Annotated in this window: 18 protein-coding genes and 1 riboswitch; of the genes, 11 read left to right on the top strand and 7 right to left on the bottom strand. The window is 41.8% G+C overall.

Annotation, left to right across the window (positions count from 1 at the left end):
- Positions 1 to 174 precede the first annotated feature (174 nt).
- Positions 175 to 624 (bottom strand): MerR family transcriptional regulator, encoded by a 450-nt coding sequence (locus BIV59_RS05810; RefSeq protein ID WP_071350516.1) that lies wholly within the window; start codon positions 622 to 624, stop codon positions 175 to 177.
- A 196-nt stretch (positions 625 to 820) separates the two neighbouring features.
- Between BIV59_RS05810 and BIV59_RS05805 the strand changes: the two genes are divergently transcribed.
- Positions 821 to 2,020 carry an MFS transporter gene (locus BIV59_RS05805; protein ID WP_071350515.1) on the top strand — a complete coding sequence of 400 codons (1,200 nt, stop codon included), beginning with the start codon at positions 821 to 823 and terminating at the stop codon, positions 2,018 to 2,020.
- A gap of 91 nt (positions 2,021 to 2,111) precedes the next feature.
- Here BIV59_RS05805 and BIV59_RS05800 read toward each other — a convergent pair whose 3' ends face one another.
- Positions 2,112 to 3,566, bottom strand: coding sequence for an MFS transporter (locus tag BIV59_RS05800; protein WP_083392061.1), 1,455 nt, complete (start codon positions 3,564 to 3,566; stop codon positions 2,112 to 2,114).
- A 703-nt stretch (positions 3,567 to 4,269) separates the two neighbouring features.
- Between BIV59_RS05800 and pepF the strand changes: the two genes are divergently transcribed.
- From pepF to BIV59_RS05775, 5 genes are all read left to right on the top strand, one after another.
- Positions 4,270 to 6,081, top strand: a complete 1,812-nt coding sequence (pepF, locus tag BIV59_RS05795) for an oligoendopeptidase F (RefSeq protein ID WP_071350514.1) — start codon at positions 4,270 to 4,272, stop codon at positions 6,079 to 6,081.
- Between the two features lie 121 nt (positions 6,082 to 6,202).
- Positions 6,203 to 6,362: riboswitch (SAM riboswitch) on the top strand.
- A gap of 265 nt (positions 6,363 to 6,627) precedes the next feature.
- Entirely contained in the window at positions 6,628 to 7,701 is a 1,074-nt protein-coding gene (locus BIV59_RS05790; protein WP_071350537.1) for a sugar ABC transporter substrate-binding protein, read from the top strand.
- Positions 7,702 to 7,747: 46 nt separating this feature from the next.
- Positions 7,748 to 9,286, top strand: a complete 1,539-nt coding sequence (locus BIV59_RS05785) for a sugar ABC transporter ATP-binding protein (RefSeq protein WP_071350513.1) — start codon at positions 7,748 to 7,750, stop codon at positions 9,284 to 9,286.
- A complete protein-coding gene (locus BIV59_RS05780) occupies positions 9,255 to 10,286 on the top strand; it encodes an ABC transporter permease (protein ID WP_139194316.1) in 1,032 nt (343 codons plus the stop codon). Before BIV59_RS05785 ends, BIV59_RS05780 begins: the two co-directional genes overlap by 32 nt.
- Before the next feature lie 345 nt (positions 10,287 to 10,631).
- Entirely contained in the window at positions 10,632 to 11,612 is a 981-nt protein-coding gene (locus tag BIV59_RS05775; protein ID WP_071350511.1) for an LCP family protein, read from the top strand.
- Between the two features lie 86 nt (positions 11,613 to 11,698).
- Here the strand turns inward: BIV59_RS05775 and BIV59_RS05770 are convergent, their stop codons facing one another.
- Positions 11,699 to 14,629 carry a S8 family peptidase gene (locus tag BIV59_RS05770; RefSeq protein ID WP_071350510.1) on the bottom strand — a complete coding sequence of 977 codons (2,931 nt, stop codon included), beginning with the start codon at positions 14,627 to 14,629 and terminating at the stop codon, positions 11,699 to 11,701.
- A 326-nt stretch (positions 14,630 to 14,955) separates the two neighbouring features.
- Between BIV59_RS05770 and BIV59_RS05765 the strand changes: the two genes are divergently transcribed.
- Entirely contained in the window at positions 14,956 to 15,150 is a 195-nt protein-coding gene (locus BIV59_RS05765; protein ID WP_071350509.1) for a hypothetical protein, read from the top strand.
- A 50-nt stretch (positions 15,151 to 15,200) separates the two neighbouring features.
- Positions 15,201 to 15,686: an NUDIX hydrolase gene (locus BIV59_RS05760; protein ID WP_071350508.1), complete on the top strand. Its 486-nt coding sequence runs from the start codon at positions 15,201 to 15,203 to the stop codon at positions 15,684 to 15,686.
- Positions 15,687 to 15,733: 47 nt separating this feature from the next.
- Here the strand turns inward: BIV59_RS05760 and BIV59_RS05755 are convergent, their stop codons facing one another.
- Positions 15,734 to 16,309: a YjgB family protein gene (locus BIV59_RS05755; protein ID WP_071350507.1), complete on the bottom strand. Its 576-nt coding sequence runs from the start codon at positions 16,307 to 16,309 to the stop codon at positions 15,734 to 15,736.
- Between the two features lie 251 nt (positions 16,310 to 16,560).
- Between BIV59_RS05755 and BIV59_RS05750 the strand changes: the two genes are divergently transcribed.
- On the top strand, positions 16,561 to 17,109 hold the full coding sequence (locus BIV59_RS05750; RefSeq protein ID WP_071350506.1) for a GNAT family N-acetyltransferase: 549 nt from the start codon (positions 16,561 to 16,563) through the stop codon (positions 17,107 to 17,109).
- A gap of 140 nt (positions 17,110 to 17,249) precedes the next feature.
- Here BIV59_RS05750 and BIV59_RS05745 read toward each other — a convergent pair whose 3' ends face one another.
- Entirely contained in the window at positions 17,250 to 17,648 is a 399-nt protein-coding gene (locus BIV59_RS05745) for a DoxX family protein (protein WP_071350505.1), read from the bottom strand.
- A 406-nt stretch (positions 17,649 to 18,054) separates the two neighbouring features.
- Between BIV59_RS05745 and BIV59_RS05740 the strand changes: the two genes are divergently transcribed.
- Positions 18,055 to 18,987, top strand: a complete 933-nt coding sequence (locus BIV59_RS05740; RefSeq protein ID WP_071350504.1) for an alpha/beta hydrolase — start codon at positions 18,055 to 18,057, stop codon at positions 18,985 to 18,987.
- A 139-nt stretch (positions 18,988 to 19,126) separates the two neighbouring features.
- On the opposite strand, the gene BIV59_RS05735 is transcribed toward BIV59_RS05740, so the two are convergent.
- Complete coding sequence (locus BIV59_RS05735; RefSeq protein WP_071350503.1) at positions 19,127 to 19,699, bottom strand: DUF2238 domain-containing protein; 573 nt, start codon at positions 19,697 to 19,699, stop codon at positions 19,127 to 19,129.
- A gap of 5 nt (positions 19,700 to 19,704) precedes the next feature.
- The gene (locus BIV59_RS05730; protein ID WP_071350502.1) at positions 19,705 to 20,274 is read right to left on the bottom strand and encodes a DUF2238 domain-containing protein; all 570 of its coding nucleotides are present in this window, start codon (positions 20,272 to 20,274) and stop codon (positions 19,705 to 19,707) included.
- Positions 20,275 to 20,553: 279 nt separating this feature from the next.
- Between BIV59_RS05730 and uvsE the strand changes: the two genes are divergently transcribed.
- On the top strand, positions 20,554 to 21,525 hold the full coding sequence (gene uvsE / locus BIV59_RS05720; RefSeq protein WP_071350500.1) for a UV DNA damage repair endonuclease UvsE: 972 nt from the start codon (positions 20,554 to 20,556) through the stop codon (positions 21,523 to 21,525).
- Positions 21,526 to 21,531 lie beyond the last annotated feature (6 nt).

Genomic DNA, 21,531 nt, shown 5'->3' with positions numbered 1-21,531 from the left:
TAATGAGGAAAGGGACTTCACTAATCGGCAGCTTGGATTAGTTAGTATATTGATCTGAGAACTAAAAAAGAAGAGCGACCCCCTTTACTATGTTTCCGATGTATATGGAATAATAAATCATCCCGAAGAAACCCCGGGGAAAGCTGAACCTGAAAGTTTCAGGTGACGGGTGACTTATCCGCGGCCTTCAGTATTCTTCTGTTCACCAAATAGAATCAGTGCTTCTTTTGCCCGGTCTCTTAATGTGATCAGCTCTTCCTCGACTGCCAGCATGTTTTTTTTCTTTTGTTCAATCAGCTCCAGTTTTTCTTCAACGGTCTGCAGTACCATTCTCAATTTTTCTGTTTGTTCAGCAGTGCCCTTCACTTGCCGGTAATTTAATTTTTGAAGCTCAAGTGTATCGCTTAGTGAGATGAATTGCTGCAGTTCCTGCAGGGAAAAGCCCATAACTTCTTTTGCGTTCGTGATTTTTTCCAGGAAGTCAATATGATCCTGAGTATATAACCGTGTACCGCCTTCTGTTCTTGGAGGGGAGGGAAGAAGCCCTATTTGCTCGTAGTACCGGATTGTCCGCTTGGTCAGGCCGCTTCTTTTTGCCACATCGTCAATCTTCATTCCATCCATAAGTGTACGCTCCTATATATATCCTCTGTGAAGGATGTTAATTATTCATCTTTCTTTCATCATACCATAAATAGATAATCCCTTAAATGTAACGTTGACGTTAAGGTTAAAGAGGAATATAATTGGATTATTATTGGATTTTACATTTTTTGTTTGTGCACTTTTAAAAAACTGAATAAAGGAGTCAGATAAACATATGAGCAAACGGGAAGAATTACTCACTGCCCAAAATCAGCAGGTTAAACAGCCGCTTGTTGTTTGGGTGATTTTTGCAGCTACGATTATTTCCTTTATGGGACTTGGCCTGGTCGATCCTATTTTGCCGGCGATTGCTGAGAAGCTTCATGCATCACCAAGTCAGGTGTCATTATTGTTCTCCAGCTATAACTTGATTACCGGGGTAGCCATGCTGATTACCGGCGTTGTCTCAAGCAGAATCGGAATCAAATGGACCTTGCTTACAGGCATTTTGTTTACCATTTGCTTTTCTGCTTTAGCGGGGTCATCTCATGGTATTTGGCAGATTGTAGGGTTCCGTGGAGGCTGGGGCCTGGGAAATTCACTATTTATTGCTACCGCACTATCAGCGATAGTAGGTCTTGCACTGGGAGGAACCGCTAAGGCAATCATTCTGTACGAAGCTGCCATAGGCCTTGGCATATCGGTAGGACCGTTATTAGGAGGGGAACTTGGCTCCATATCATGGAGGGGTCCTTTCTATGGAGTCAGCGTTTTGATGGTGGTTGCCTTTTTGGCATTGCTGCTGAAAATGCCTCAGGTTGAGAAGCCAAAGGTTAAAAGCTCCATCCTGGATCCTATTAAAGCTTTAAAATATCCTGGACTATTAAGACTTGGTTTAACCGCTTTTCTTTATAATATCGGATTTTTCACCTTGATGGCATTCGCTCCATTTGTCATGCATTTAGATGAACATGGCTTAGGTTATGTATTCCTTGGATGGGGATTATGCCTTGCCATCACTTCTGTTTTTGCAGCACCAAAACTTCAGGCGAAATTCGGTACCATCAAGTCCATGTGTATGATGCTGATATTATTTGCGTTAACACTTTTATCTATGGGCATTTGGACGAATTCTTCATCAATCGTCATTATATGTGTTATTGTGGCAGGTCTTTTCCTGGGCACAAACAATACGCTTATCACAACAGCGGTCATGCAGGTAGCACCTGTAGAGAGAGCGACTGCATCGGCAGCATATAGCTTTGTCCGCTTCATTGGCGGAGCCATTGGTCCTTGGCTGGCAAATAAGCTTGCTGAAACCTATAACCCGCATGTTCCGTTTATAACAGGAGCAGGATTTGTCTTTCTTGCGATGATTGTAGTAGCATTGGGGCGTAAACATATCCAGCACGTGGATAAGATAAGCGGCCATTAATTTGGGCATATGCTGAACGAATGAAAAATGGCCTGCTCCCATATAGGGAGCAGGCTAATTTTTGGTTAGAGAAGTGGACGAACCGCCCGGCTTATGAGAGAGGAGTAATTTCATGTTTTCCGAGTGTTACGGCTGGTTTAGAGAAGTTCCCATTCATTGTTTTTTTTCGGGTGTCCAGTTCTGCTACAATTTCATTATATTTATTATCGGAGAGCTTATAAAAAATACCCATGACAATAAAGGTAGCCAGGGCCAGAACACCCGGATAGATAAACATCAATCCTTTAATTCCGGCAATGACGCCTGCACTTTGAACGGCATTCGGCACATAGCCGACCATTCCTAAAACCATGCCCGGGATGAACCCTGCGATGGCCTGTGACAGCTTGCGGAAGAAGGTAAAGAATGAGTATACGACACCTTCTGATCTTCTTCCGGTCCTCCATTCTCCATATTCAACAGCATCAGATACAAGAGCCCAGTTCAGGCTGTTTATAAAAGAGCTTCCAAAGAAAGCCAGGCAGGCAAATATGATAAAAAGAAGAGCATCCTTTGCCAGCATGTATGCAAGAGCATCGCCAGCCGCCCAAATGGCGGCACCAAGCATGTATGTATACTTTTTGCCGATCTTCCTGACAAGAAAAGGAACGAATGCTACACCAATGAACACGCACCCAATACTGAAAAATCCCATATATGGTACGATGGAAATTTTATTAAGGACATATTGGCAATAATAAACTTGTACTGCAAGCTTTACATTAAATGCAGAGAAGGTAAACAAATTGACCAGGCACAAAATCAAAAGCGGGGCATTTTTAAAGAGACCTTTATAGCTTTCTCTTAATGGCACTTTTGTTTCTTTTGGTTTGTGTTCTACAAATCTCTCTTTAATGTTGGCATAGCAATACATCTGCAGCAAAACACCGGCGATGGCAAAAACTGCAACTGCTATTGGGTAGCCAATAGATTCATTATGAATGCTCAGCACTAGAGGCATAAAGCCTACCGTTGAAATCAGCAGTCCCAGATTGGAGCCGGCTTGCCTAAACGAAGCCAATTCTGCGCGTTCTCCAGGATCCTTTGTCATGGCAGGAATCATAGAACCAAAAGGAATATTGGAAATACTATAAATGGTTCCAAAAGCCATATAAGATGCATATGCCCAAATGGTTTTCCCGGTTATCGTAAAATCCGGATTTATGAAGTTGACGACGGCGATCAGGGCCAGGGGAACAGCAGTATATAAGATAAATGGCCGGAACTTGCCTTTAGGTCCGATATTTCGCCGGTTATCTATCCATGTTCCTACAGTAATATCAGCTAAAGCGTCCCAAATTTTTGAAATCAGGAATACAAAGGCAGCTACAGCAGAGGGCAGTCCTAGTGTATCGGTGTAAAATTTCAGCAAATAAATCTGGCCCATATCCAGCAAAAAGTTGTTGCCGACATCTCCAATTCCATATGCAATTTTTTCTTTTAGCTTTAATTTGTGGTGATTCACCTTCAGATTGTCTTGCTCTTGGGCTGGACTTTTGCTCATCATACCTGTTCCACCTTCTTCGGAGTATTCTTATATCTTGATGCAAACGGCTTTTCGTTGGATAATGGGCAAGTTTGCATGTTAACCTCTATTTTCGGTTTTTTTACCCAGGTCTTTTATTCTATAAACAAGATAATTCTTCCTTATCCGACAAAATACCTTAAATTGTGAAATGCGACAAGCTGGAACGTACATGTGTCTGGAGTATCTGAATTAAGAAAATCAGCACAAAATAGAATGTCGGGTACGGGAAATGGGACCTAGTGAAATTTGAGGAATATTTACTATCGACAAAATTCGACAAATTTCCTATAATGGGGTAGGAAGCAATCATATTGCGGTGATTGTTTTCTTTTTATTCATTGAGATGCAGCCGGCCTCCCTTCAAAAGCCGGCTGCATTTTTTTATTTTCTCTCCATTTTCTTCCGCTGAATAGGATGCACTTCAGTTATATCAGAGGGCTGCCTCTCATAGCTATTGTGAATCACCCCTGGTATTCTCCTAATACTTCAGAACCAATAAATAGCAATTAGTAAGCAAGTTTCATGTTTGATTAGAGTGCAACGCCTATTTTGTCCCCCATGTGGAAGAAACTGAAAACAGAAAGATTGATTGTACAATTACAAAACAAATATTATGATTTGATTAAATTTTCTGATAACATTTAGTTGAGAAGTCACTAAGTTTTTATTGGAGGAGACAATGATGGAAAAAACAATGGAAAAGCGGCTTTTCCGTTCTGAAGTACCTGTGGAGCAGACCTGGAATCTTGAGGATTTATTTTCTTCCAGAGAAGACTGGAAAGCACAATTAGAGAATATTAATCAGGAAATTCCTGCGCTATGTGAATATCAGGGGCAGCTAAGTAACAGGGATAAGCTTGTGCAATGCTTGGAGCTTCGGGAGCAGCTTCATATGAAATTGACCAGGGCAGGGACATATGCATCATTGAGAAGATCGGCAGATGGAACAGACTCTGTCAATCAGGCAGATTATGCACAATTTTCTGCGCTGATGACTAAGGTGAATGCTGCCCTTTCATTTATTGATTCTGAAATTCTTGAATTGCCAGAGTCAGACTTAAGAGAATACGTAGCATCAGAACCAAACCTTAAGGTATTTGAGAAGAATTTATTAGAATTGCTGGAGACGAAAAAACATAAGCTTTCACCAGAAACAGAAAAGGCTCTTGCTGCATTAGGAGATGTGCACAGCTCACCTTATAAAGTATATGAAATGGGCAAATTGGCCGATATGCAGTTTCAGCCGATACATGATGAAGAGGGAAATGAATATCCGGTTTCTTTTTCTTTATTTGAAGACCGTTATGAATTCTCACCGGATACGGCTCTTCGCAGGAAAGCATACGGATCATTCGTGAATACATTAAAACAATATAAAAATACCTTTGCCCAAGCATATTCGGCAGAGGTTTCGAAGCAGGTCGCACTTTCACGGCTGCGCAGCTATGAATCTGTCACGGAAATGCTGCTTGAGCCCCAGCAGGTAACAGCTGGCATGTATAATAATCAGCTCGATATCATCCAGGGTGAGCTTGCTCCTCATATGCGCCGCTACGCCCAGCTGAAAAAAAAGGTGATGGGGCTTGATAAGATGCTTTTCTGTGATTTGAAAGCGCCGCTTGATCCTGAATTTAATCCAGCAACAACGTATGAAGATGCGTGCGAAGTCATTCTTGAAGCACTAAAGGTAATGGGACCCGAGTATAGTGAAATCATGAAAAAGGGGCTGACAGAAAGATGGGTTGACCGTACAGACAATGTCGGAAAAGGAACGGGGGCTTTCTGTTCAAGCCCGTATGGAGTTCATCCATATATTTTAATTACCTGGCAGGATACTATGCGCGGCGCATTTGTATTAGCACATGAGCTGGGACATGCCGGACATTTTTACCTGGCTAACAAAAATCAGCGGCTATTCAATACAAGGCCATCAACCTATTTCGTTGAAGCCCCGTCCACACTAAATGAGCTTCTTTTGGCGAAGCATCTCCTTGCTAATACGGAAGATAAGCAGATGAGGCGCTGGATCATCCTGCAGCTGCTTGGAACCTATTACCATAATTTTGTGACACATTTGCTCGAGGGGGAATATCAGCGAAGAGTATACATGCATGCTGAAAATGGCCATCCCCTAACTGCAAAAACCTTGTCTGAAATAAAAGGAAACGTTCTTGCCGGCTTTTGGGGAGATGCTGTAGAAATAGATGAAGATGCAAGCTTAACCTGGATGCGCCAGCCGCATTATTATATGGGTTTATATCCGTATACCTACTCTGCAGGATTGACCGCATCCACAGCAGCTGCCCAAATGATCCAGGAAGAGGGCCAGCCGGCTGTTGACAGGTGGCTGGAAGTCCTGCGCGCAGGCGGAACAAAAAAACCGCTGGAACTTCTGAAGCATGCTGGAGTAGATATGTCGAAGCCGGAGTGCATCAAACAGGCAGTATCCTATGTTGGCTCCCTTGTTGATGAATTAATTGCTTTATATGAATGATATATAGAAGTTTGATTTTAATTTATCGACAATAAAGATTTTTCTAAAAACTGTTGCAATAAGAATCAGATGATGGTATATTCACCACAGGAAAAAAATTGAATAATGTTTTGCTTTAAAACTCTTATCCAGAGTAGGCGGAGGGATTTGGCCCGATGATGCCCAGCAACCGACTGTAATTCCGTTGTGAGACGGGGCGCGTGATAAAATGCGCCGGTATTTATACCAGAGGGCACGGTGCTAATTCCAGCAGAAAGATTATTCTTTCTGAGAGATAAGAGGTTAGAAGATCTATTTTTGTATTCTTCAAGCCTCTTTCTTTTACAGAAAGGGGCTTTTATTTTTTTGCTTTGTTTAATCTTGCTGCCAGACTTCCGTTTTCAGGTGCGCAGTTTCCGGAAGCAGTTATGCTTTCGTCTCACAGAACTCATTAAGAAACAACAATCTAAAAAAAGAGCCTTTAAAAATGGAAAACAGGAGGGTATTCGGCTAAAAGAGAAATTCCAGGAGTCAGAAAAACTCAAATATAACGAGGGAGAGAAATCAATGAAGAAAAATATATGGAAATCATCAATGGCCTTAATTTTTATTTTAATGCTGCTGGCAGGCTGCCAGCCGCATGTAGGGAAGCAAACAGCTGCTGATTCAAAAGCAAGTGATAAAAATCCGCTTGCAAATAAGAAAGTGGCACTTATTATGCAGCAGAATCTTGGTACATTCTCTGCACAATATATCGATGGTGTGAAGGAACAGGCTGCAAAATTTGGGGGGAAGGTTACAGTATTCACCTCTGATGGAGACCTTGCAAAAATGTCCTCTAATGTTGATGCAGCGATTAATCAGGGCTTTGATGCCATTTTAATTGACCATGGCACAAAAGAAGCACTAACAGCCGGCGTGAAAAAGGCCATTGATAAAAAAATTCCCGTTATCGCATTCGATGCTGAAGTCAGTGTACCGGGTGTAACAGTTCTTGAGCAAGGGGATCAGCAGATGGCAGAGGCTACGCTTGAAAAACTGGCAAAGGATTCGGGAGGCAAAGCCAATATCGTGAAAATTTGGGTTGCGGGATTTGCACCGATGGAAAGAAGGCAAATTGCCTATAAAGACTTTTTAGCCAAAAATACAGGAATCAAAGAGGTTTCTGCTTTTGGGGCAGCTACTCAAAATACGGCTCTTGACACCCAATCGCAAATGGAAGCTATTTTAAAACAGTATCCTAAAAAAGGCCAAATCACAGCAGTATGGGCTTCTTGGGATGAATTTGCCAAAGGGGCGGTGCGGGCCATTAAACAGGCGGGCAGAACGGATATCAAAGTTTATGGAATCGACATGAGCGATGAGGATCTTCAAATGATCCAGGATAAAAACAGCCCATGGGTGGCTTCAGCTGCAGTTGATCCAAAGGATATCGGAAGAATTCAGGTTCGTTATGCTTATCAAAAACTCAGCTCCGGATCCGCGCCTGATAAAGTAAAGTTAAATCCGGTGTTCGTCACCAAGGAAGAATTGCCGGCAGAACAAATTACGACAGCAGAGCTCAATAAATATGTGAAAGGCTGGGGACACAGCGAGCAGGGATACACAGAAAAACTCAAAGACCTGGAAAATGGGAAGTAATGAATTGTAAAGCCCAGCCCCAGGCTTATGGAAGGGGGAGCATAAATTGAGTGCTAAATTGCTGGAGATGAAAAGCATTTCGAAATCATTCGGCCAAGTGAAGGCCTTGAATAAGGCAAAATTAGAGCTGAGAGCAGGAGAAGTGCATGCGCTGCTCGGAGCAAATGGTGCCGGTAAAAGCACACTGATTAAAATTCTTTCAGGGGTGTTCACTGAGGACAACGGTGAAATTGTATTGGACGGCAGAACCGTCAGCTTCCGCTCTCCTAAGGAAGCCAAAGACTGTGGAATTCATTGCGTGTACCAGGAGGTGGATACAGCCATTGTTCCGCAATTGTCAGTTGCTGAAAATATTTTGCTGGATTCATTTGCCGCGGAAAGAAAATGGTTTGTATCAAGGAAAAAGATGCTCAAACAGGCACATGACGCTTTGATTCAGCTTCATGCAGGGGGGATTTCACCTGATAAGCCGGCGTCTGCTCTCACCCTGGCAGAAAAACAAATGGTCCTGATAGCACGTGCCCTTGTCAGGGAGGCAAAAATCATTATTTTTGATGAGCCGACAGCCCCTCTTTCGCTTGAAGAAACACGGCATTTATTTGAAATTATCCAGAAGCTGAAAAAGAGGGGGGTAGCAAGCATTTTTATCTCTCACAGGCTCCCGGAGGTTTTTGAAATTTGTGACCGCATTACGGTAATGAGGGATGGAGAAGCAGTAGGAACGTTCCTTTCCCCGGAAATCACCCAGCAGCAAGTGGTAGACAAGATGCTTGGCAGCCAGCTGAGCATGGAGCTATTAAGACCCGGGAGCAAAATAGGAGATGTGCTGCTTGAGGTCAGGCATTTGGACGATGATGAGATGCTTAGAGATATTTCTTTCTCTGTTTCAAAAGGAGAAGTTGTCGGTGTAGTGGGTCTTGTCGGAGCAGGGAAGACAGAACTGGCCAAAGCTCTGTTTGGCCTGAGTCCCTGGAAGAGCGGGGAGGTCGTTGTACACGGGGAACATTTTAGATTTAAGCATCCCTCTCAGGCAATTAAGGCTGGCTTTGCCCTTGTACCGGAAGAAAGGCGGAAAGAGGGGCTGTTTATCGGGGAATCTGTCCAGGCCAATATCACTTTTCCTCATCTGAGGAGATTCTCCAGCTATTCATTTTTAAAGAAAAAGGCGGAACAAAAATATACAGAAGAAATGATTGATACACTTGGAATAAAAACGCATAGCAGCCAAACTCCCGTAATGAACTTAAGCGGCGGAAATCAGCAAAAGGTAGCTATCGGAAAGTGGATGTCCGGACAAGCAGAAATTTATCTGTTTGATGAGCCAGCCAAGGGTGTGGATATAGGAGCAAAGAAGGATATTTTTCAGCTCATACACCGCCTGGCCGGCAGCGGAAAGGGAGTTCTTTACTTTTCATGTGATATTACTGAAATTCTTGCGGTATCCGATCGGCTTCTGGTTATGTATGATGGAGCAATTGTGAAGGAACTGACAGCGGCTGAGGCGACACAGGAGGAAATCCTGCTGTATGCAAGCGGAGGAAAGGAAGATGGAAATGAACGGGAAATTCATCGGGTTTTTATTTAAATATGGAGCCATCCTTTTAATGGTGCTGATATTAATTTATTTTAGCTTGGTGAATGGCGCATTTCTTTCTTATGGAAATATATCGGACATTCTGAGGTCCATATCCATCGTTACACTGCTTGCTTTAGGAGTCACATTTACGCTGATTGTGGATGGCTTTGATTTATCTGTCGGTTCGACGATGAGCTTGTCTACAGTTTTGACATCGTCGCTCATGGTATGGTTTCAGCTTCCCCTTTGGCTCGTTATCATCCTTCCAATCATTACAGGTGTGCTCGTAGGGTTATTTAATGCCTTGCTGATAGTGAAAATCAGGATTCCGGATCTTCTTGCAACACTTGGAGTCATGTATATTGTTTCAGGCTTTCACCGGACATATACAGAGGGGTACTCTATTTATAGCCATATGGAAATGACAACAGGAGGAAAAGCCCCAGGCGAATTTTATAAAAGCTTTCTGTGGGTAGGACAGGGGGAACTGGGTGGAGTGCCTGTTCCTGTTATTATCATGCTGGTGTTTGTGGCTGCTGTGTTCATTATTCTGACCCATACCAGATGGGGCAGAATTTTGTATATGACAGGCGGAAATGCTGAAGCTGCACGCCTGTCTGGCATAAATGTCAATAAAGTGAAGCTGCTGTCTTACATTGTTTCTGGAATATTTGCTTCATTGGCAGGGATTCTTTTTGCCGCCCGTGTTGGATCAGGGCAGATCGATGCAGGTTCATCCATGCTTATGGAAGCTGTTGCAGCTGTATTCGTCGGTTTTTCCGTTCTTGGTGCAGGCAAGCCGAATGCGCTCGGCACATTTTTCGGAGCTGCTTTGATAGGTGTTTTGTTAAATGGTTTAACCATGCTGAATCTTCCTTATTACGCATTTGAAATTGTGAAAGGCACGGTTCTTGTGCTTGCCCTGGCCGTAACCTATATCCATGTAGGAAAAAGGAGCGGAAGCCTTAGGAAAAAACGGCTTCAGCAGCCAGTGAAAAAGGCGGGCTGACTATACAGACAGACCAGGATGAGGCGATGCCGCTTTCGGCATCGTCTTTTAATTTGGAGAATTTTTAGCCATGGTATTCTCTGAGTACTCCTCTCAAACCTTCACTTGCTGAGATTGGATTTTTACCTCTGATTAAAATAGGCCTTCTTATCAAGAAGCTCTCTTCATTGCTGGGCAGCGGACTTATAAGCAAGTGAAAAGGGATTAAAAAATAGCTAAAAAGTTTCCTTCAATAAAATATTGACGTAAACGTGTTAAATTATGGTATATTGAAGGATAGCAGGATTTTTTCTCAAAAGTCATTAATAAAATGAACGTTTTTATAACATATGGGTGGTGCATGCTGTGGAAACACGTACAGGCAGAAAGCAGCAAAAAAAGAAAAAGAAATCTGTTTTAAAGGGCATATTAACTTTTGTTTTCCTTATTTTTTTAGCAGCAGGAGGATATGCGGGTTTTCAATATTATGAGGGCTTAAAACAGGCCAAGCCTGCAGCTCAGCTGGAAAAACACTATGATGATTTTCAGGCTGCCGATAAAATTGAGGGTATACAAAATGTGCTTCTGCTGGGTATTGATGCCCGCAAAAAGGGTGAAGTATCACGTACGGACAGCATCATGGTCGGGCAATATGATACAGATACCGAACAGCTTAAACTTGTTTCGATTATGAGAGATAATTACGTTGACATTCCGGGGCACGGCAAGAATAAAATCAATGCAGCATTTTCATTTGGCGGACCTGAACTGCTTCGTAAAACAATTGAACAAAACTTTGGCATTGATGTAAATTATTATGCATTGGTTGATTTTAAAGGCTTTGAAAAAATTGTAGATGCACTATCACCTGAAGGCATTCAGATTGATGTGGAGAAAGCTATGTCCAAGAACATCGGTGTTAATCTGAAACAGGGAGTCCAAAAACTTCATGGGAAAGAATTGCTTGGATATGCAAGATTCCGCCACGATGCAAGAGGGGACTTTGGGCGTGTAGAACGCCAGCAGAAGGTAATTGGAGCTCTTAAGGAAAAATTTTTGAGCGTAAGCGGAGTGGTCAAGCTTCCTAAAATGGTCGGAACCATCCAGCCTTACATTGATACAAATATGAAGACTTTGACGGCAATTGGCATTGCAAAGGATATTATTATCAATAAAAGTAATATTCAAACGATGGTCATTCCGGTTAAAGATGGCTTTAAAGAAACCAGATATCCTAATGCTGGACAGGTTTTAGAGCCTGATTTAGCCAAAAATAAAGAAGCACTGCAGGAATTCCTTGTCAATGGAAATCAAGAAACGGAATACGGTCTATCCAGCCCGAAATGATCAGGACAATGAAGGAAACCGTTACTTTTAGATAGAAAGAAAAAAGCAGCCTCATCTCGATGAGCTGCTTTTTCTTATGCTGAAATTTATTTCTTCACTATGATTTTTGTTGGTTTGCTTACGTTTCCTGCTTTATCTCTTGCATAGAGGTATATGGGGCCTGTTGCTTTCTTGCTCATGTATATGGTGAATTGCCCCTTTTTCCCAGCCCTGGCTGTTCCAGAAGTTTTTCCTTTATTGACTGCTTTTACAGAAGATAAAGGTTCAGCCCTTCCGGTGATCTTATTGTCATGGAAGCTTGCCTTTGGTGCAGACGGGGCCGTTTTATCCTTTACGATGACTTTGACGGATTTACTGTTTCTTTTTGCCAGATCAGTAGTGTGTACATACAAAGCAGAGTATGCTTTTTGCCTTGCTATCTTAATCTTGTAGGACCCTTTGCTGTCGCTGACGGCCTCGCCAATAAGTCTTTTGGATGTATTGATAGCCTTGACAGCCAGTCCAGGCTGCGCTTTTCCAGTGATATAGCTGCTTTTGTCAGTGACAGATGCAACTGTTGGGACAGAGGGAGCAGCTCCTTTTTGCACGTAAACTTTAAGGGTTGTTTTCGCAGCGTGATCCTTAGAAGAGATCGTGACAGAAAGCTGCTGATTTGCTTTTTGGACTGGTATATTTACAGTGAAGCTTCCGTTAGCGGATGCCGCTGATTTTCCAAGCAATTTCATGCCATTTCTCACTTCAATCAGGGAATACTTGGCGGCCGTTCCTGTAAGATGGTTTTCATTATCTTTTATGATTTTGATTTTTGCATGCAGATCGAGATCACTGAGCGCACTGAATGCATTTAGTCTTCCGTAGCCTGAAACAACATCCCAGCCGGCTGGATTAGGCTTAGCCGGAGGTTCTTCGCCGTCTTCTGAATAATCCATCGAGTCCTGGTTATCTTTTTCAATAAATGCAACATGATCCGATGTTTCATGCAGTATTTTTTCGATTTCGCTTATTTTTAGAGACGGATTTTCCGCTAATAGCAAGCCGACAGTTGCTGTTACATGTGGAGCGGCCATAGAAGTCCCGTCCATATACGTAACATTTCCATCATGAAGCAGACTTGGTATGCCGGAGCCCGGTGCAACCAAATCCAGTCCGTCTCCGTAATTTGAATAATCCGATACAAGGTCGAGCCTATTGGTAGCACCTACCGAAATGACATATCTGGACGATGCAGGATAAGATAATTGCGGAAGCCCGTCGTTTCCGCTGGCAACGATAACGGGGACATTCTTAGAGTAGGCATATTTAAGCGCATATTCAAGAACTCTGCTGTATTTACCGCCTAAACTTAGATTGATAGCTTTTGCTCCATGATCAACAGCGTAAATTATTCCATAAGCGACGTTTTCTGTGTCTCCCTGTCCAGAGGCATCCAGGACTTTGACTGGCATAATTTGCGCTTTAGGATTAATCCCGCTCATGGAAAAGCCATTATCCTGTGAAGCAGCGATAATTCCTGATACATGGGTGCCGTGTCCGTTGTCATCCATGGTGTTTGTGCTTTGATCGATCATATTTTTCCCTAAATCTGTTCTCACATGTTCTCTAAGATCAGCCAAAGAAGAATCTGTACCGGAATCCACTACGGCGATTACTGTGTTTTTAAGTGTGCGGTGGTGAATCAGATTTTGCAGATCATCATAGTGAATATCTGCATGGGCTTTTCCTTCATGTAATCCCTTGTTTTGGAGAGACCATTGATAGGGAAATTGTACATCTGCAGACAGGGCGCGGAATTTTTGGACAGGCTCGACAAATTCGACTCCCGGCAGCTTTTCGAGCTGTGATGCAGTCAGGGCTGAAGCTGAACTAGCCTGAAGTCCATTTTGAGCAGCTGTGTCTTTTATATTTAGCTCATACATGTTGCCGAATAGCCGATCGCTGCTGTTAATGGAAGACACAACAGATTGAGCGGCATACCCGCTTGTACTCTTGATATCGCCCAGCTCTTTTCCATCCTTTATCTTAATGATGTATTTTCCGCTGATAGACGTTTCAGGAAGGGATATATCCCCGTCTTTCATAACATCTGTAATACGTTCTCCAGCAAGACCTGAAATGTCAACCTTTTGGGCGGCTTCATCCATTTGTTTTTCCAATGATTCCGGAGCTGCCTCATAAGTATTGTCATACAAATTTTGTATAGCTTTTTGTTCATTCTTAGAAATAACGTGAGTGCTGTCAGCACCATTCTTATTAAGATCATCAATGATTGGCTTTAGTATAATCAGATTTTCATAAACTTCATTTCTTTTATCTTTGCTTACGATTAGCTTTGCAGCCAAAAATGGGGAAGCTTTGTAATAAAGAGAAGATAGTTTTCTGCCTTCCGCCGTTTTTGCAAGCGTACCGTCACGGAACAAACGAATGGCAGCAAGCAGGCTGCCCCCTGACTTTTTCTGTGAGCTGCTGAGCTCAACTGGGCATTCGGGTTGTGCAGGCTGCTCGGATGGAGCTAGATTTTCAGGTTTGTAGGAAATGGAAAATTCCGCTGTTCCGGCTCCTTCATTTTCCGAAGAATCAAGTGCAGGCACGTCTGATTCTGCTGCTCCCAAATATTCCACTTTTACATAATAGGGATTGTCCCAGGCATACGGAAAGTGAATCTCTGCAGGAGCGTCCTTCCCGGCGGCACCTCTATACAAATCAAATGTGCTGTCCTGTGCGGCTTTTTTGAGACTTGGATAAACCGAAACATTCAGCATTTTTTCGCTTTTTACTATAATCTTCCCATGAGAGTACTTTTCACTGTCATCTTTTGACGGTGATATTTTGTACCATTTCACTGCAGGTTTTTCAAATAACCCTGATACATCAGCACCTTCTCCGAGAAGAATGGAATCACTTTCAATTGAAGCATCCGGAATTGCTTCAGCCAAAATACTTACAGGCGGAGTGAAGCCAAAAAACATAATGAAAATCATCAAGATTGCTGAAATGCAGCTTGCCTTTTTGTGCAGCAAAATATTTCCTCCTAATCACGCAGATGCTAAATAAACACCTGGAAAATTCCAATACTATACTAAGCTACCATATATAAGATTTTATTCAATTGCTATCTGCCATTTTTATAATAAACAATACGAATATCCTAGTATGTAAAAGTGTCTTGTGTAAGGGGCGGATTCGTAATAAGATAAATATAATTCTTTTAAATGGAATTTATTTCAAACTTAATCAGAGGCTTCATTTGCGGAGGACGGAACTAGACCCGCAATTACTCTTCATATGCTCAGGGTTACTAGAGGCAAGATGAAGAATAGCCAAATACAGCGCGGGAGGTGAAACAATGTCAGCAGGAGATAATATTTTCGGTTTATTCGCAATCATTCCTATTTTATTGTATCTGGCCATATTGGTATTCAGTATTTACTTCATCATAAAAGTATTGAAGTTTATGAATGAAAAAACACGGCTGGATCGTGACAGAAATGATAAACTGGATCAATTAATCAAAGCAATCAGTAAGGAAAATAATCTGTAATACTGGGCGATTCATATATGTGAATCGCTTTTCTGATTGGAGGGGGAAATTTGACTACTGTCTATGCAAATTTGGGAGAATCCAGAGTTAAATTAACTTGGGAAGAAAACAGCTTACTTCCTCAAAATCATTTAATCACAAGTGTACACGGCTTTTGTTTCTATGAAGATGAATTAGTATTGGCGGATTTAAACCATAGAGGATGGGATTTTCCAGGCGGCCATATCGAACCTGGTGAAACTCCGGAGGATTGCTTTAAACGGGAAGCTATGGAAGAGGCTTATGTAGAAGGAGAATGTAAACAGTTAGGGCATATAATCGTTGACCACAGTGAAAATCCTTTATGGAAAGAAAACAGCCCATATCCCAAAATTGGTTATCAAGTTTTTTACAAAATGACGATCACAAATCTCCACCCATTCGAGGGTAAATATGAATCCGCTCAGCGTGTGTTTGTTAGTCCTCATGATGTTTCTTCTTATTATCACGATTGGCACATTCTCTACCAGGAAATATTGGATTGTGCTTTGCAATAGCAGCCGCAAAAATACAGCAGCAGTTGATACTGCTGCTGTTAAAACTTTTATTTAGATGCTTTTAAATTAACATGTGATACGGTATGATCCTTGCCGACTACAAAATGGATTTCATAGCCGCCGGTTTTGTATATATAATCTTTTTCCTTTGTTTTAGGGATGGTAAGAATTCGGTCGGCCCTGCCAAGCTTTTTAGCCAATGTCTTATTTGTGATGCCTCCAAGATTCTGCTGTCTTTCCACGTTAGTCCCAAAATAGCGGATCTCAGCTATCTTGCCGTTTGCATGGTAAGAAAATGCATATCCTCCCTGGCCCATGGTAGCATGGTATGTATCAAAATGATTTTTTTTGCTTGCCGGAATTTCAGGCTTTCCGATTTTTTTATATACCTCTGCTCTAGTAGTGACATTGATTTTAAAATTGTGGACAAGAACAGGCATTTTTCCTGTATGTGCTGATTTATAAAGCTTCATCAATACATCTTCAGCCTTTTTCTGATCAGCGGAAGCAGGCTTTACCGTTTGTGCGTGTGCCGTTTCATTAAATGCGGGGATGACGGCTCCGCTTGTTCCCAGAACAGACCCGGTCAAGACGGCGGCAGCTAATAAATTCTTTTTAAACATAACTTTATCCCTCCTTGATAGTTATTATTTATTTACCACAGGGTGAACCGCACTAAACACAGCGGGTCCTTTCATTTATATATAAAAGATTTTACAGGATATTACAATGTTGTCATATGAAATATAACGCAAACTAGAAATTTTTTGTTTCAAAAGGATATTAAAGGAAAAGGTGCTGTTGATGCCGAATAAAAATAGTGGTTCTGCAGCTATGGCAAAATAACGCGAAGCAATGAAAAAGGTGGGAAAGTATGCACTGCAAAGATCATGAATTAATCATTCGGCCTATTGCTGAAGAAGACATACCGGTATTATGGCAAATGATTTATAGTGAAGAATCTCCCGAATGGAAGAAATGGGATGCTCCTTATTTTGAACACAAGAAGGTTTCTTTTGAAGACTATGAAGCTAATAAGGGGAATATCATCAATAGTGACCGTCTTTGGGCAATTGAAGTTAATGGGGAAATTGTAGGGACAGTCAGTTATTATTGGGAACACGAGCCTTCCGGATGGCTGGAAATGGGAATTGTCCTATATAACCCTTTATCCTGGGGCGGCGGTTATGGTACAAGGGTGCTCCGCCTTTGGATCAATCATTTATTCACTGCCATGCCGCTTGTTCGGGTCGGTTATACGACTTGGTCGGGTAATGAACGGATGGTTAAGGTGGGGGAGAAACTTGGCATGACTTTAGAAGCAAGACTAAGAAAATGCCGGTATTATAATGGAGAATATTATGATTCAATCAGGATGGGTCTTCTGCGTGAGGAATGGGAAGCAAATCCCCTATTTCGTTAATCTGGTTAATGTAAACATGCCTTGAGGGATTCCTCAAGGCATGTTTTACATTAGGCTGTTGCTGCAGTGCATCGCTGATTTCTGTACCGGTCTTTCATCTGTATCCGAAATCAGCAGGCACGCACATTAGTTGCCTTACATTAAAATATTAGTGCATCAATAGAATATGCGCCTGCACCGGATATGGCGACAGCAATTGCTGTAACCAGGATGGAAAGATTATACTCATAGCCATTTTGTGTAGACCAATAACCGTTTGTTCCATGGACTTTAACGATTGCAATTACCATAGTGAGAGCAATCAAAATGCCTGCTATAGGTGTAAGGAATCCCGCAGCGAAGAGTAATCCTCCTGCAAATTCTGCAAGGCCTGCAAAAAGAGCTATTGTTACACCAGGCTTCATACCGATTGAGTCAAACCATCCGCCTGTTCCTTTTAATCCATGGCCGCCGAACCATCCAAATAATTTTTGCGCGCCATGTCCGATAAAGGATAAACCAATCACTAATCGAATCAGCAATAACCCTAAATTTATCATGATATTTTCCTCCAATATTATTTTTTATTAAATAATCTTTAATTCGAGATAAATGAATAAAAAAGATATGACTATAAGAAATAGGACTAGACAAACATATAATTTCAGTCTTGAGATATATCTTGAATTTAATTATCTCGAATATAGTGTAATTATATGCGGGTTTCTTAAATGTGTCAATCCTTTTTATTATCGGTTCAGTAAATACTCTTTAGCCAATGGAAATGGAAGAAGAAATGGTGAAAGTATGAGACACGGTCAAGAGAGGAAGGGCTTGTAGTAATAAAAAGTTAAAATAGCCAGCTGTCTAAAACTTTATTTAGCATAGGTATTAAATTTGAGATATTCCCGCAAAGAGAATTATAATAATAATTGAAATATTCTTTTAATAAGGAGGATTTCCTTAATGCCTGTTAATGCCAAAATAAAGTATTTCTTAGATAAGATGAAAGAGATGCCGCAAATGCAACTGGATAAAGTATCTCCCGAAGATTATCGGAAAAAGGAGAACCGGGGGCTTGATTTTCAGCAGCCTAAAGAACAGGTCCATGATGTGGAAGATATGGTACTTCCTCTTAATGGGCGTGAACTTCCGATAAGGATATATACTCCAGAAGGACAGGCGCCGTATCCTGCATTAGTATTCTTTCACGGAGGCGGATGGGTAATCGGCAGTTTAGATAGCCATGATTCTATCTGCCGAACACTGGCTAACTGTTCAGGATGCAAGATTATTTCTGTTGACTACCGATTAGCTCCTGAAAATAAATTTCCGGCTGCAGTAAATGATGCGTATGATTCGCTTGTTAGGATTGCTTCTGAACATAAAGAATTTGGAATTGATTCTGCGCGGATTGCAGTAGGCGGAGACAGCGCTGGCGGAAATCTGGCCGCTGTAGCGTGTATTATGTCAAAAGAACGCAGGGGTCCGAGCATCATACATCAGCTGCTTATTTATCCTTCTACAGGATATGAGGAAGAGCCGCCTTCCATTCAGGAAAACGGGGAAGGATATTTATTGACAGGGGAAATGATGCAGTGGTTCAGAAACCATTACTTCACCCGCGATGGAGAAATCAATAATCCTTACGCTTCTCCGGTGTTATATCCTGATTTGAGCGGATTGCCGCCTGCATCCATATTTACGGCAGAGTATGATCCTCTTCGTGATGTTGGCAAGGCATATGCAGAAAAGCTCAGGGCCAGCGGAGTACCTGTGTTTTATAAAAGTTACAGTGGCCTGATTCATGGATATGCAAACTTTGCCCCGGTGGTGCCAGAGGCAAAAGTGGCGCTGGAGGAAGCTGCATTAGAGCTGCATCATGCTGTCAAAATATAGAATGCCGGACCTTGGCATCAAAAGGTGCAGAATGAAACGCCGGATATGTATTGCATCCCATTGTTAATTCTTATCTGAGAATGGGATGCAATACATATTTCCTGGCGTTTTTTTTCTCGCATCATAGCAGAAGAATGCTTTATTTTTTTAATTTACGGGCTGTGCGCCAGCCGGCATATATAGCAATTATCAGGCCGCCAAGTGTGTCCGCAATCAAATCTGTCATTGTATCTGTATTTCCGCCGCCCTGCAGGGACATCCCGAAAAACTGATCAGAGCTAAATTCGTATATTTCCCATACAACCCCGCCGAGTGCAGCAAAGGATACAGTATATAAAAAGACGAACCAGGCTGAAATGCTTTCTCCTGCGCCTCTGTGCAGAAGCCTCTCGTATAAAGCGATTCCTGCAAAAGCGAGAATTCCCCCGCTGATAAAATGCAAGAAGGTGTCCCACCAACCCAGGCCGTACCACCCTGAAATGGATCCTAAAAATTGGGATCCGAATAAGAAAATCAGATAGGAGACTGTAATGGGCAAGTTGAATTTCAGCTTTGTGAATAATGATAAAAGGAGCGGAATGGCCCCGCAGACTATTCCTCCGATTGCAACTAAATATTTAAATGATTCTCCGCTTTGATAGTAATGGAAAAATAAAATGGCCATGAACAGAACATACAATAAACTTAGCACCAATACGAGCTTTCGATTCATTCTTTTCACCCCGGTTTTTTGGTTTTTATGCTGAAATAAATCGCTGTCAGAAGGCCCCCAGCTGTACCGCAAAGCAAATCATACATCGTATCCCGATTACCGCCTCTTTGCATCGTATGGGTGAAAAAAAGGTCTCCTGTAAATTCATAAATCTCCCAAATTACGCTTGCTGTGACTGCCAATGAAAAAATGAATATAAACGGAATCCATTTAGATACATCTCTCTGACTTCGCACGGGAACAAGGAATTTGAAAAGAGATATTGCAATAAACCCCATAAGCAGTCCTTTATAAAAATGAAGGGTGGAGTCCCACCACTTATATTTCATATAAAAGGATAAAATTGAGCCAAGGCAGGTAGTGCAGAACAGAAAAATATAATAACTGATGTAAATGAGAACAGAAAAGGGATTTTTTTTCACGAAAAGCATGAAAAGCGGAAGGGCGCTGACTGCAATACCTCCAAGAGCTACCTGCCACCTTGAAGAATCGTCCTTAATAAGGTAAACGATAAACAAAATGAGCATGAATAAGCTGAAAACCAAACTTAAAATAAGGATCAATTTATTCTTCACTCTTTCACCCCATCATCCTGACTTCTTTTTAATTATCTCCAAATCTGCAAAAACCATGCTTTGGCAAATTTACTTCATGCTGTATGAGCAAAAGGAGAAGAAAATCAAATCATCAAGACGCTGTTTACATCAGTTCAAAATAAATAAAGCGCTTTCATATTTACGGACATTCAGCAGCAATATTGTTTTATTGCATGATATGCTGTACCAGGAAAAATGGCACCATTTTTCATTTTTTTAGCGTGATATGGGGCAAGCTAGTTTTTGGAGGTGCAGAAATTGACGCTTATACGATTAGGGTACGTAGCCATGAGCATGCATGTTAAAAATTGTTCCCCTTCGCAGACGATGACATTTTCACAATTCTCAAAGATCAAAAATATAGAGGCTGCTGTAGAAAAGCTTGAGAGGATCGCCAATTCTAATCTACGCAATTGCCTGAGATTATTAAGGCATAACCAAGTACATGATATTTCTTTTTTTCGATTAAGCTCTAAGCTTATACCGCTTGTGAACCACCCGGAAATACCTGAGTGGAATTATATGAATCCTCTGATGGATGAGTTAAGAGAAATCCGGAGTTTTCTTGAAGAGCATCCTGAAACTAGAGTGGATTTTCATCCTGATCATTTTGTTTTATTGAATTCTGAGGATAAAAATGTGCTTATGTCAGCTGTAAAAACACTGAAGATGCACCGGCTATTGCTAAAAGGTATGGGGATTGACCCGGAGCATCGCTGTGTCCTGCATGTAGGGGGCGGATATAACAATCATGAAAAGGCACTTGAACAGTTTATTCATAATTGGGGACTGATATCAGAGAGACTGCAGGAGATGGTCATACTTGAAAATGATGATACAACCTTCAGCCTTTCAGAAACCCTTTATCTTTGTGAAAAGCTGGGCATACCCATGGCATTTGATTATCATCATTTCCTGGCACATCACAATGAGGATGAAAGATGGGAGGATCAATGGGGCAGGGTTATAGGCACGTGGAGCCATTCCAGACTGCCTCCAAAGATGCATATATCAAGTCCGCGATCACCCAGTCAATTCCGTGCGCATGCAGAATATGTAGACAGCAGCATGTTCATGGATTTTCTGAGAAAAATAAAAGGGAGCGTCCCCCAGCTTGACTGTATGATTGAGGCAAAACAAAAGGACGGCGCCCTATTTCATTTAATGAAGGATCTGGAGAATTACGAAGAGGTTGAAATTGTGGATGGCGGAAGCTTTTTAATAAAATAAGAGAGG

It is taken from the genome of Bacillus sp. MUM 13, assembly GCF_001866725.1.
Lineage (GTDB): Bacteria > Bacillota > Bacilli > Bacillales > DSM-1321 > Peribacillus.
The sequence above is the reverse complement of the archived record's forward strand: the minus strand, read 5'-3'. Positions and strand labels throughout refer to the sequence as shown.